General features: G+C 68.8%; 10 protein-coding genes. 6 read left to right on the top strand and 4 right to left on the bottom strand.

Annotated features, from left to right (window positions below; genetic code table 11):
- Positions 1-2 precede the first annotated feature (2 nt).
- The 3 genes from WG902_RS00495 to WG902_RS00485 are packed head-to-tail and all read right to left on the bottom strand — an operon-like array spanning position 3 to position 3,757.
- Positions 3-1,241 carry a thiolase C-terminal domain-containing protein gene (locus WG902_RS00495; protein WP_340057917.1) on the bottom strand — a complete coding sequence of 413 codons (1,239 nt, stop codon included), beginning with the start codon at positions 1,239-1,241 and terminating at the stop codon, positions 3-5.
- Between the two features lie 6 nt (positions 1,242-1,247).
- Positions 1,248-2,777: a class I adenylate-forming enzyme family protein gene (locus WG902_RS00490; RefSeq protein WP_340057916.1), complete on the bottom strand. Its 1,530-nt coding sequence runs from the start codon at positions 2,775-2,777 to the stop codon at positions 1,248-1,250.
- A gap of 5 nt (positions 2,778-2,782) precedes the next feature.
- Positions 2,783-3,757: a Bug family tripartite tricarboxylate transporter substrate binding protein gene (locus WG902_RS00485; protein WP_340057915.1), complete on the bottom strand. Its 975-nt coding sequence runs from the start codon at positions 3,755-3,757 to the stop codon at positions 2,783-2,785.
- Positions 3,758-4,011: 254 nt separating this feature from the next.
- Between WG902_RS00485 and WG902_RS00480 the strand changes: the two genes are divergently transcribed.
- From WG902_RS00480 to WG902_RS00460, 5 genes are all read left to right on the top strand, one after another.
- Positions 4,012-5,655, top strand: a complete 1,644-nt coding sequence (locus tag WG902_RS00480) for a flavin-containing monooxygenase (RefSeq protein ID WP_340057914.1) — start codon at positions 4,012-4,014, stop codon at positions 5,653-5,655.
- Positions 5,652-6,656, top strand: a complete 1,005-nt coding sequence (locus WG902_RS00475; RefSeq protein WP_340057913.1) for a tripartite tricarboxylate transporter substrate binding protein — start codon at positions 5,652-5,654, stop codon at positions 6,654-6,656. The genes WG902_RS00480 and WG902_RS00475 overlap by 4 nt, the downstream gene beginning before the upstream one ends.
- Positions 6,653-7,360 (top strand): DUF1028 domain-containing protein, encoded by a 708-nt coding sequence (locus WG902_RS00470; protein WP_340057912.1) that lies wholly within the window; start codon positions 6,653-6,655, stop codon positions 7,358-7,360. The genes WG902_RS00475 and WG902_RS00470 overlap by 4 nt, the downstream gene beginning before the upstream one ends.
- Positions 7,361-7,466: 106 nt before the next feature.
- Positions 7,467-8,384, top strand: coding sequence for a LysR family transcriptional regulator (locus WG902_RS00465; RefSeq protein WP_340057911.1), 918 nt, complete (start codon positions 7,467-7,469; stop codon positions 8,382-8,384).
- A gap of 13 nt (positions 8,385-8,397) precedes the next feature.
- A complete protein-coding gene (locus WG902_RS00460; protein WP_340057910.1) occupies positions 8,398-9,318 on the top strand; it encodes an SMP-30/gluconolactonase/LRE family protein in 921 nt (306 codons plus the stop codon).
- 8 nt (positions 9,319-9,326) lie between these two features.
- On the opposite strand, the gene WG902_RS00455 is transcribed toward WG902_RS00460, so the two are convergent.
- Positions 9,327-10,292 (bottom strand): Bug family tripartite tricarboxylate transporter substrate binding protein, encoded by a 966-nt coding sequence (locus WG902_RS00455; protein ID WP_340057909.1) that lies wholly within the window; start codon positions 10,290-10,292, stop codon positions 9,327-9,329.
- Positions 10,293-10,461: 169 nt separating this feature from the next.
- Between WG902_RS00455 and WG902_RS00450 the strand changes: the two genes are divergently transcribed.
- On the top strand, positions 10,462-12,063 hold the full coding sequence (locus WG902_RS00450; protein ID WP_340057908.1) for an AMP-binding protein: 1,602 nt from the start codon (positions 10,462-10,464) through the stop codon (positions 12,061-12,063).

The following is a 12,063-nucleotide window of genomic DNA, read 5'->3' as shown; positions in this document are numbered from 1 at the left end:
CGTCAGGCCCTGCGCATGACCATGGCCGAACCCGTGCCGGGCGAGGCCCAGCCCAGGTTGGCGCTGACCTCGGCGTCCTTGACCTGCCGGCAGCCGCCCTCGCGGTAGTCGTAGGTGTGCTGCCGCTTCCCGTCCGGCCCGACCGGGCAGGAATCGTCCGCCTCGTGCCGCAGCTGCCGCACGTTCTCGATCACCATGCTGATGCCGTGCGTGTAGCCCTCGCAGAGATGCCCGCCGCTCGTGTTGTTGGGCCGCTCGCCCCCCAGCTCGATGATGCCGCTGGACACGTACTGCCCGCCCTCGCCCTTGGCGCAGAAGCCGTAGTCCTCCAGCTGCAGCATCGAGGTGAAGGTGAAGGCGTCGTATGAAGCCGTCAGGTCCACGTCCTGCGGTCCCAGTCCCGCATTGCGCCACAGCCGCTCGGCGGCGTAGCGGCCGGCCGTTGCGGTGATGGGGCCGTGCTGGTAGTGCATGTCCATGCGCGGCTTGTTGCAGCGGCCGACCACCGAGCGGATCAGGACCGGGTGGTGTCGGCAATCCCGCGCGCGCTCGGCGCGCGTGACGACCAGCGCGGTGGCGTTGTCCGATTCGGTGCAGCAGTCGAGCAGGTGCAGGGGCGTGCAGATCAGGCGGCTGGCCAGCACCTCGTCCACCGTCACGCGCTGCTTGTACAGCGCCTTGGGATTGTTGGATGCGTGCTTGCTGTGTGCCACCTTCACGGCAGCCACCTGCTCGGACGTGGTGCCGTAGTCATGCATGTGGCGCAGGAAGGTCGGCGAGAACATCTGCGCGGCGCTGCGCCACCCATAAGGCCGCGTGTGCAGGGCTTCGTCGGTGACCGGTGCCGCCGACAGGCCGCCGGTACCGCCCATGCGCAGGCCCGAGTAGCCGTTCATCGCGCGGAACACCACGACCGCTTCGCACATGCCGGCCTCGATGGCACCGACGGCCAGGCCGACCAGCGCCTCGGTCGACGAGCCGCCGCCGAAGCAGTCCATGAAGAAGTTCAGTCGCAGGCCCACATCGGCGCCCACCAGGTTGGATGCCGTCGAATCGTTGTACGAATACGAGAGCATGCCGTCCACCCGCGAGCGGTCCAGGCCTGAATCGGCGATCGCCTTGCTCACCGCCTCGTGCGCCAGTTGGCGCGTCGTCTTGCCCGCGCCGCGGACGTAGCGGGTCTCGCCCACGCCGACGATGGCGTACTTGTCGCGCAGGTGCGCGTGCGTGTCGGCTTCCACTTTGTTCTATTCCTGTTCCAGCAGTTGCTCCAGCGGCTGCCGCATCACCTTCCCGGTGATGTTGCGCGGGAAGTCCGCGGCCGCGAGGAAGCGCACCCCCTTGGGCAGCTTGTAGTTGGCGATCTTGCCGCGGCAGAACTCCAGCAGCTCGCGCTCCGTCGCCTCGCCGCGCAGTTCGACGAAAGCAATGGGCACCTCGCCCCAGCGCTCGTCCGCGCGGCGCACGACCACCACCTCGCCGAGCGCGGGATGGGTGCGCAGCACCTGCTCGATCTCTGCCGGGTACACGTTCTCGCCCCCGGTCTTGATCAGGTACTTCTTGCGGTCGACGTAGGCCAGGCGACCGGTGGGTTGCCGCACGAACACGTCGCCCGTGCAGTACCAGCCGTCGCGGAAGGCCTCGGCCGTGGCTTCGGGCATGCCGAAGTACCCGCTGAACAACGTGGGGCTGCGCAGCAGCAACTCCCCAGGCTGGCCATCCGGCACGTCGCGCCCGTCGCCATCGACGAGCCGCACGCGCGCAAAGGTGCTTTCGACCTTGTCGAGGTCTTCGGGCGCGACGCCGACGGGGATCAGGTTGCCGCTGGCCGGCGCCGATCCGGCCTCGGTGGCGCCGAAGCTGTTGCGGAACGGAGCGTTGAAGGCACGGGTGATCTCCGCAATGCGCTGCCGGGGTAGCAGATCGGCCATGCTGCCGACCGAGTCCAGCGGCTGCGGCCGCACGCCGCGGTCGCGCAGCTTGTCCAGCAACTCGTCGGCCATGCCGGGCGTCAGTCCCAGCCAGCCCAGATTGGTCTCCTGCTCCAGCGCGTCGCACATGGCGTCGAGCCGCGGGCCATCCAGCACGATCACCTTGCCGCCGAACATGAGCGTGGTCAGTGTGTTGTCGGTCCCCATCTGGTGGAACATGGGCGCCCACGTGATGTGGGTGCGGCCGGTCCGGAACGCGCCATCGAGCACTGCGACCGTGCCGCGGGCCACGACGGCACGCTGGCTGATCAGCGCCCCCTTGGGGCGGCCGGTGGTCCCGCTGGTGAACAGGATGTGCAACCCGTCTTCCGGCTCCGCCTGGATGGGCGGAACGTCGTTCGCAGGCGCATTGGCCAGGCCTTCGAAGGCGTCACCGAAGCGGTGCAGTGGCATGCCTTCGAACAAGCCCGCCTGGTCCTCGAATTTCGGCGACAGGAATGCGGCCACGGGGGTCACCAGCGCGAGGCAGTCGCGCAGCTCAGGCTGTGCCAGGCGCCAATTCAGGCAGGCGCAGGTCACGCCCAGGTGAGCCGCGGCCAGCAGGACCTCGACGAACTCGAAACGGTTCTCGGACAGGATGGCGATGCGGTCGCCGCGCCGCGCGCCGCTGCGGTGCAGGTGCGCGGCCAGCGCCTGCGCCCGCCGCTGCAGGTCCGCATAGGTGCGCTGCCCCTCCTGCGATTGCAGGGCGATGGCGCCCGGCTTGCGCCGCACCTGGGCCTGGATCAATTCCGCCAGGGTAGGCACGGCCGCGGCTTGCCGCGCGCCGTCGAACGAAGCCTGCATCGTGTTCAGTCCAGGCGGATGTTGAGTTCCTTGACCACCGGCGACCAGACGGCCACCTCCTGGCGAATACGCTGGCCGAAGGCGTCTGCCGTGGTCGGGTGCGCCACGCGAATGCCTTGGGCGGAGAACTTTTCCTTGACGTCCTCGCGCGCCAGCACCTTGCCGATCTCGGCCTCGAGGCGCCTGACGATTTCCGGCGGCGTCCTGGCCGGCGCCATGACGCCGAACACCACCTGCACGTCGAAATTCTTCATGCCGTGCTCCTGCAGTGTCGCTACGCCCGGCAGCACATCCATGCGCTGGGCACCGCTGATAGCCAGGGCGCGCAGGCGGCCCTCCTTGATGAGAGGCAAGGCCGACGGGTCGGTGAACATCATGCTGATGCGTCCGCCGATAAGGTCCTGCCGTGCCGCTGGCGCGGACTTGTAGGGAACATGCAGCAACTGCACTCCCAACTGCCTGGCGAACAGCTCGCCTGCCAGGTGCGCGGTACTGCCGACCGCCACCGAGGCGTGCGACAGCGGTTGCGCCTTCGCCGCGGCGCGGATGTCGTCGACCGATTTCAGCGGAGACTCGCCCGGCACGACCAGGATGTTGGGATAGGCGATGCAGCTTGCGACCGGCACGAAGTCCTTGCTCGGCTCGAAGGACATCTTCGAGAACAGCAGCGGGTTGATCGCCAGCAGCGAATTGAATGCCAGCAACAGCGAGTAGCCGTCGGCGGGCGACTTGGCAACGTTGTCTCCAGCGATGTTGCCCGAGGCCCCGGGTTTGTAGTCCATGACCACGGGCTGGCCCAGCGGTCCCTGCAGGCCGTCGCTGAGGATCTGTGCCAGCGTGCTGCCGGCTCCGCCAGGGCCGGTGGCGATGACCAGCCGCACCGGCTTGTTCGGGTACACGCCCTGCGCGTGCGTCCAGCTCCACGGTGAGGCCACGAGGGCGGCCACGCCGCCCGACAGGAATGCTCTCTTGGTGACCATGCGTTTGTCTCCTGCGTGCATCGGCGATGCGCCGCGACTTTAGCCAGCGCACGGTCTTCGGAAAAGCGACTTTTATTCGCCGCCACGGAGTCGTTTTTGTCGCAGCGGCGAGGCGGGGAGAACCCGTAGAACATTCGGCCGCGCTGCGGCGCGCACGGGCGCACGAAAAAAGGGACTGCGAGCGGAAGAAAAAAAGTCGCTTTCCGCTCCCACGGGCATTGTTTATCGTGCCCCGGGCCCATCGAGAGGACGACATGAAACGAGACGAGACCGCGAGCAGTACCGGCGCCGTGCTGGATGCCGTGGTGGTTGGTGCCGGCTTCTCCGGCCTGTACGCGATCCACCGACTGCTGAAGCTGGGCATGTCGCTGCGCGCCTTCGAGGCGGGCAGCGGAGTCGGCGGCACCTGGTTCTGGAACCGCTATCCCGGGGCGCGCTGCGACATCGAGAGTCTGGAGTACTCGTACTCGTTCTCGGAAGAACTGCAGCAGGAGTGGCAGTGGCCGGAGCGCTACGCGGCGCAGCCGGACATCCTGCGCTACGTCAACCATGTGGCAGACCGCTTCGACCTGCGCCGCCACGTCACCCTGAACACGCGCGTCAACGGCATGGCCTTCGACGACGCATCAGGGCTGTGGACCGTCACCACCGACGCGGGCGAGAGCGTGCGCGCGCGCTTCTGCATCATGGCCAGCGGCAACCTTTCGCTGCCGCGCATCCCGCCCTTCCCGGGACTGGACAGCTTCCGAGGCAAGGTCTACCACACCGGCTTGTGGCCGCATGAAGCGGTGGACTTCAGCGGCCAGCGCGTCGGCGTGGTCGGCACCGGTTCGTCGGGCATCCAGGTGATCCCCAGGATCGCCGAACAGGCCACGCACCTCACGGTGTTCCAGAGAACGGCGAACTTCAGCGTGCCGGCCGTGAACAAACCCATGGACCCGGAGGTGGAGCGCAGGCGCAAGGCCGAATACGCGCGCTGGCGGCAGGTCGCACTGGCCTCCGGCTTCGGCATTGCCGGCTACGAGCCGCCGACCAGGACCGTCTATGAAGACCCGCCCGAGGAGCGCGACCGCTCCTACGAGAAGCAGTGGGGCGTGGGCGGCAACATCGCCTTTCTGAGCGCCTACAAGGACATGCTCACCGACCCGGTGGCCAACGAGACCGCGGGCGACTTCGTGCGGCGCAAGATCCGCGGCATCGTCCAGGATCCGGCCACCGCCGAGATGCTGTGCCCGAAGGACCACCTGATCGGCACCAAGCGCCTGTGCCTGGACACCAACTATTTCGAAACCTTCAACCGCCCGAACGTCAAGCTGGTGGACGTTCGCAAGGACCCGATCGTCACGGTCACGCCCGACGGCATGAAGACGGAACAGGCCCGGTACGAGCTGGACACCCTCGTGTTCGCCACCGGCTACGACGCGATGACCGGTGCGCTCAAGGAAATGAACATCCGCGGCAGCGGCGGCGTGAAGCTCAACGACAAGTGGCAGCACGGCCCGCGTGCCTACCTCGGCCTGATGGTCGCGGGATTTCCGAACATGTTCCTCATCACCGGGCCCGGCAGCCCCTCGGTGAAGACCAACATGCTGTGCCACATCGAGCAGCACGTCGCGTGGGTCGCCGACTGCCTGCAATGGCTGCGCGAGCGCGGCATCTCCCGCATCGAGCCGCGCGTGCAGCTGGAAGACCAGTGGGTGGACCACGTCTCGGAAGTCGCGAACGCCACCCTCTACCCGACCGCCAACTCCTGGTACAGCGGCGCCAACATCGAGGGCAAGCCCCGCGTGTTCATGCCCTACGTCGGCGGGCTGGGCCGCTACAAGGAGATCTGCGACGGCATCGCGGCGCGCGGCTACCAGGAGTTCGACGTTGCCCCCGTCGAGGTGGGCGCATGAAAACCTTCTCGCGCCTCTTCTTCGCCGGGCTCGCCGTTTGCGCGATGGCCGCGGCGCACGCGCAGGCTTGGCCCACCAGGCCGGTGAAGCTGGTGGTGCCGTTCGCGCCCGGCGGCGCCGTCGATGCCACCGCGCGCCTGCTGGCGCAGGAGCTACAGGCGGAGCTCGGGCAGACCGTCGTGGTGGAGAACCGCACCGGCGCGGGCGGGGTGATCGCGGTCGACCAGGTGGCCAAGTCGGCCCCCGACGGCTATACCCTGGCGCTGGCGGCTTCCACCAACCTGACCATGGCCTTCATCTCCGGCCAGGCCATTCCATACGGATTGAACGACCTCACGTACGTGGCGCACGTCGCGCGTTCGCAGCTCGTGTTCGTGGCGCGCAAGGACTTCCCCGCCGGCACGCTGCAGCAGGTGCTGGAACAGGCCGCCGCCCGTCCGGGCAAGGTCACGTATGGAGACCTTTCGCTGGATGGCATCGGCGCGGTGCCGCTCACATACGGCTACCTATCGCGACTGCAGAACGTGGAGTTCCTGCGCGTGCCCTACCGGGGCGAGGCGCCGATCCTCACCGCGCTGCTGGGCGGAGAAATCGACCTCAGCATGGTCACCTACACCGCCGCCCTGCCCCACCTTCAGGCCGGCACCATCAAGGCCATCGCGGCCGGTTCGCGCGCCCGCTTTGCCACGCTGCCGCAGCTGCCCACCATCGCCGAAACGACCATTCCAGGCTACGAGGCCGGCTCCTCGTTCATCATCGTCGGGCCGGCCAAGCTGCCGCCCGAAGTGGTCACGCGCATGAATACGGCCGTCAACCAGGTGCTGGCCCGGCCCTCGGTGCAAAAGCAGATGGCCGACCTGGGACTGGTGCGCACCGGCGGGCCCGTGGAGGTCGCGCGCAACACCATCGCGGCGGAATCAAAGACCTGGCAATGCGTCATTGCCGCCGTCAAGGGCACCGGCGCGGCGAACGCCTCCTGCTTCCAGGGCAGCGGGCAGTGACGTTCGCCGTCATCGCACGCTGCCCGCGCACCGGGCACTACGGCATCGGCCAGGCAACCGGCACGCCGGCAGTTGGCACGCGCTGCTTCAAGTTCCTTCCGGGCCGCGGCGGCGTGCTGGTGCAGGCGGCGATCGACTACCCGCTGGTGGAAGCAGGCGCGGCCCTGCTGGAGCAGGGCCTCGATGCGCAAGCGGTGCTCGCGGGCATGCGCGAGCGCGACCCGCGGATCGACTACCGCCAAGTCGCGGTGCTCGCCGGCGAGTCGGTGGCGATCCTCAGCGGCTCGCAGGCGCGTGACCACGCCTCGATGCTGCAGGGCGCCGGCTACGCCGCGGCCGGCAACATGGTGTGCGACAGCGGCGTGGTGCAGGCCATGTCCAGCGCATTCGAGTCCTCCGCGGCCGAAGACCTGGCGGAACGACTGATGCGCGCCGTCGAGGCCGGGCGCGACGCCGGCGGCCAGCCGACCGGGCAGAACTCTGCCGTGCTCACCGTCTACGGGGACGCTTCCTTTCCGCTGGTGGACCTGCGAGTCGACATGGACGACGAGCCGATCGGTGAGCTGCGCCGCCTCGTCGACTGGTACCAGCCGCTCATCGCGTACTACGTCCGACGCAACGCGGACCCGCGCGTGCCGCCCTGGCGCGACCACCTGCGCGAACTGGGCTGGCCGCTCAAGCCGCTGCCGCGGCAACGCGCCTAGGGCATCCCCCATCCGGAGCCTCACGGAGATGCCGGCGATTCGGCGGATGAGCAGCGACCCAGCCCCGGGCGTCCCGGCTAGACTGCGGTCACCGCATCGCACCGCCATGACCCTCAAGCAACTCCAAGCGTTCTATTGGGCCGCCAAGCTGGGCACCTTCGCCATTGCCGCCCAGAGGCTGCATGTCACCCAATCCTCGCTCTCCAAGCGGGTGGCCGAGCTGGAGGAGGACCTGGGGCAGCAGCTGTTCGACCGCAACGGTCGCCGCGCCACGCTCACCGCCGCCGGTGAGATCCTGCTGGAAAAGGCAGGGCCGATGCTGGAGTTCGAGCGCGACATCCGCGCCAGCCTCGCCCAGCAGTCGCAAGGCGTGCGCGGCACCTGCCGCTTCGGCCTGACCGAGCTGTCGGCCACCACCTGGTTTCCGGCGCTCGCCGCGCGGATGGAGCAGGAGCACCCCGCCATCACGCTGGAGCCCCAGGTGGGCCTGTCTCGCGCTTGGGAAAACGCGGTGCTGCGCGGTGAACTCGATCTGGCCACCATCGCCGGCCCCGCCAGCAGCCCGGAGATCGACAGCAAGGTGATCTCCGAGATCGAGTTCGTGTGGACGGCTTCGCCTGCACGGCTGCGCCGGCGTACCGTGCTGACCAAGGAACACTTCGCGACCATGCCGGTGGTGAGCAACGCGCAGGACTCGGGCCTCAATGCGCTGTTCGAAGCGTGGTCCGCCGCCAACCACATCCGCCCCATCCGGACCATTCCCTGCAACAGCCGCGGCGCGATCATCGCGCTCACCGTGGCCGGCGTGGGACTGAGCTTCCAGCCGCGACGCTACGTCCAGCCGCTGTTCAACCGCGGCCTGCTCGTCCCCCTGGACAGCGACCCGCCGCTGCCTCCCGTGCCCTACTCGCTGATCTGGCGACGCGACGACGACCGCAAGCTGGTGCAGGTCATGCGGGAACTGGTGGAGCAGGAGGCCGACTTCGGTTCCGAGAACCTGTTCTGGTCCCCCGCTGCCGCCTGAGGCAGGAACGCGCATGTTCGCCGCACCGCCCGACATCGCGACGGAAGTGTTCAGCGCCATGCCCGAGCGCTACCGCCTGCGCGGGCGCGTGCCCGAGTGGGTGCGGGTGCTGCGGCGCAGCCAGCCCATCGAAAGCTTCCTGGAAGGCCCCAGCTTCGACCGGGCCGGCAACCTGTACGTCACCGACATTCCCTACGGCCGCATCTTCCGGATCGACCCGCGCGGCGAGTGGGACCTGGTGGCGGAGTACGAGGGCGAACCCAACGGCCTGAAGCTGGATCGCGAGGGCCGCGTCTGGGTCGCCGACCACATGCACGGCATCCTGCGGCTGGACGCGCGCACCGGCAGGATGGAGACGGTGTGCGACCGGCCGGTGCTGGAGCGCTTTCGCGGCGTCAACGACCTGGTATTCGCCTCCAATGGCGACCTCTACTTCACCGACCAGGGCCAGTCAGGCCTGGAGGATCCGGCCGGCCGGATCTACTGCCTGCGCGCAGGCGGCAAGCTGGACGTGGTGATGCGAAACATCCCCAGCCCGAACGGAATCGTGCTCGACGCGCAGGAGCACTCCTTGTTCGTTGCCGTCACCCGGGCCAACGCCGTGTGGCGGTTGCCGCTGCTGGACGACGGCACGCCTTCACGCGTTGGCGTGTTCCTGCAGTTGTCCGGGGGCCTCGGGCCCGACGGCCTGGCGATGGACGAGGCGGGCAATCTGGCGGTGTGCCATCCCGGCCTGGGGAGCGTATGGCTGTTCAGCGCGATGGGTGAACCCATGGCGCGCGTGCGCTCCTGTGCGGACAGCTACACCACCAATTCGGCGTACGGGGGGCCCGACAATCGCTGGCTGTACGTGACGGAATCGCACAGCGGCACGGTGCTGCGCGCGCGCATGCCGGTGGCAGGGCGCGCGATGTACTCGCACGCGCCCGCCTGAGCACGCCGTCAGTCCAACCTCGCGCCGGACTCCTTGACGAGAGCGGCCCAGTGCGCGATGTCCTTCTTCATGAAGTCGGCGAATTCGGCCGGCGTTCCCACGACGATCGAGCCTCCCAGATCCGTCACCTTCTTCACCATCTCGGGCGAGCGTCCGGCGCGGACGATGGCTGCGTTGAGGGCTTCCACCACCTTGGGCGGCGTGCCAGCGGGCGCCACGACACCCATCCAGGCGCCGACGTTGTAGCCGGCCAGTCCCGCCTCGCTCATGGTCGGCAGGTTGGGCATCGCGGGCGCTCGTTGCAGCGTGGTGACCGCCAGGGCTTTCACCGTGCCCGCCTTGATTTGCGGGAGCGCGTCGACGAGGCCCGTGAAATTGATGGGGATCTGGCCGCCGATCACGTCTTGCATCGCCGGCGTGGAGCCCTTGTACGGCACGTGCGTGATGGCGACGCCGGCACGCTTGGCGAACATCGCACCGCTGATGTGGTGGCTCGACCCGTTGCCGCCGGAGCCGTAGCTCCAGTTGCCACCCTTCTGGATCAGCGCGACCAGTTCGGACACGGAGTTCGCCGGCACCTTGTTGCCCACCAGCAGCACGTTCGGCAGTTCGACAAAGCGCGCGATCGCGATGAAATCGCGCTGCACGTCGTAGGGCACCTTCTCGTACAGGCTCATGTTGGAAGCCAAGGGACCACTGTTGCCGAAGAGGAGCGTGTAGCCGTCGGGATCGGCCTTGGCCACGGTGCTGGCGCCGATCATGCCGCCGGCACCGGCCTGGTTGATCACCACCGTCGGTTGCGGCAGGTACTCGGTGAGCTTGTTGGCGAGTTCGCGCGCCAGCATGTCGGTCGGCCCGCCGGGCGGCCCGGGGACGATGAGGCGGATCGGCTTGGTGGGAAAGTCCTGCGCGGCGGCGTTCGTCGCCAGCGCGGCGCCCGCCAGCATGGCGATCGCGGCAAGGCGCCTGGTCATCCGGGTCATGGTGTCTCCTGCTGTCGTCGTGCTGACGCCAGCCAGTCTGGCGCGCCCTGGGCAAGCGCGAAAGCGAAATTTTCGACTGCGCACCAAGTCGTTTCGAGCAAGCGCGCTGAGTCCCATTTTTCGCTTGGCCGGGCAACGCACCTTGCCTAGCATGGCGGCCATGGCGCTCGACCCCCGCATGCCGCCGCGCGACGAGTGCGTGCTGCGCGACCTCCTGGACCGGCATGCGCGTGAGCGGCCCGACGCCGTGTTCGCGGTCTTTCGCGACGGCCGCCGCTGGACCTATCGCGAACTGCACGCCAAGGTGCGCGCCGCGACGGCCGGGCTGCAGCGCGCCGGGGTCGCCCAGGGTGAGCGCGTGCTTTGCTGGCTGCCCAACGGGGCGGAGGCGATCCTCGCCTGGTTCGCCATCAATTACGCGGGCGCGGTGTTCGCGCCCCTGAACACCAGCTACCGCGGCGAGCTGCTCGCGCATGCCGTGCGCACTGGCGGCGGCACCCTGATGCTGGCGCATCGCCGCCTGGCCGACCGGCTGGCGGGCCTCGACACGGGGGCCCTGCGGCGGCTGGCGCTCACCGGCGAAGGGACCTCCGAGGTACAGGGCTTTGACTGCACGGACCTCGCGGCAATCCTCGAAGCGCCGGGGGAGCCCGCGCCGCTTGCGCGGCCCATCGAACCCTGGGACCTGCAGAGCATCATCTTCACCTCCGGCACCACGGGACCCTCGAAGGCGGTCCTGTCGTCCTATCTGCACCTGCACGCAGCGGGCGCGGCCTTCCACTTCCTGCGCGAGGACGACCGCGGCCTGACCACGCTGCCCCTGTTCCACCAGGCCGGCACCGGCGCCATCTACCGCATGCTGATCCGCGGCGCCTCAATCGCCGTCGTGGAGTCCTTCCGCACCCACGAATTCTGGGACGATGTCCGCGCCACGGAAGCGACCTTCCTCACCCTGCTGGGCGCCATGACGCGCTTCCTGCTGGGGGAGCCGCCCTCGGAGCGCGACCGCGAGCACACGCTGCGCCATGCCTTGATGGTTCCGTTGACCGAGGATGCACGGTCGATCCACGAGCGCTTCGGCATCGACCTGTACACGGCCTTCAACATGACCGAAGTCTCGTGTCCGCTGTTTTCCGGCCGGAACCCCGGCACGCCGGGCAGCTGCGGCCGGCCGCGGCCGGGCATCGAGGCGCGGGTGGCGGACGAAAACGACTGCGAGATGCCGACGGGCGCCACCGGCGAACTGCTGCTGCGCGCCGACATGCCCTGGGCCTTCGGCCATGGCTACGAAGGTGCGCCCGAAGCGACCGCGCGCGCCTGGCGGAATGGCTGGTTCCACACGGGCGATGCCTTCCGGGTCGACGCGCAGGGCGAGTTCCATTTCGTCGATCGCCTGAAGGACGCCATCCGCCGCCGCGGCGAGAACGTGTCGTCCTTCGAGGTGGAGCGCGAGGTCCTGCAGTACCCCGGCGTGCGCGAAGCCGCCGCCGTGGCCGCGCGCAGCGAGCATGGCGAAGACGAGGTGCTGGTGGTGCTCTCGTGCCAGCCGGGCGCCGACGTCGAACCGCGCGCGCTGGTCGACTTCCTGCTGCCGCGGCTGCCGCACTTCATGGTGCCGCGCTACCTGCGCGTCCTGGCGGAGCTGCCGAAGACGCCTACCGGCAAGGTGCAGAAACACGTGCTGCGCGACGCCGGTGCGGCAGGCGCCTGGGACCGCGAACTCGAGATGGGCGCACTCAAGCGCGAGCGGCTGGGTTCGTGA

The sequence above is a fragment of the Ramlibacter sp. PS3R-8 genome, from assembly GCF_037572435.1.
GTDB lineage: Bacteria > Pseudomonadota > Gammaproteobacteria > Burkholderiales > Burkholderiaceae_C > Ramlibacter.
This window is presented reverse-complemented; position numbering and strand designations above follow the sequence as displayed.

Bases quoted from the DNA above. Each gene is read 5' to 3' on its own strand.
- WG902_RS00490 (WP_340057916.1), bottom strand. From the start codon at position 2,777: ATGCAGGCTTCGTTCGACGGCGCGCGGCAAGCCGCGGCCGTGCCTACC.
- WG902_RS00485 (WP_340057915.1), bottom strand. From the start codon at position 3,757: ATGGTCACCAAGAGAGCATTCCTGTCGGGCGGCGTGGCCGCCCTCGTG.
- WG902_RS00480 (WP_340057914.1), top strand. From the start codon at position 4,012: ATGAAACGAGACGAGACCGCGAGCAGTACCGGCGCCGTGCTGGATGCC.
- WG902_RS00475 (WP_340057913.1), top strand. From the start codon at position 5,652: ATGAAAACCTTCTCGCGCCTCTTCTTCGCCGGGCTCGCCGTTTGCGCG.
- WG902_RS00465 (WP_340057911.1), top strand. From the start codon at position 7,467: ATGACCCTCAAGCAACTCCAAGCGTTCTATTGGGCCGCCAAGCTGGGC.
- WG902_RS00460 (WP_340057910.1), top strand. From the start codon at position 8,398: ATGTTCGCCGCACCGCCCGACATCGCGACGGAAGTGTTCAGCGCCATG.
- WG902_RS00455 (WP_340057909.1), bottom strand. From the start codon at position 10,292: ATGACCAGGCGCCTTGCCGCGATCGCCATGCTGGCGGGCGCCGCGCTG.
- WG902_RS00450 (WP_340057908.1), top strand. From the start codon at position 10,462: ATGGCGCTCGACCCCCGCATGCCGCCGCGCGACGAGTGCGTGCTGCGC.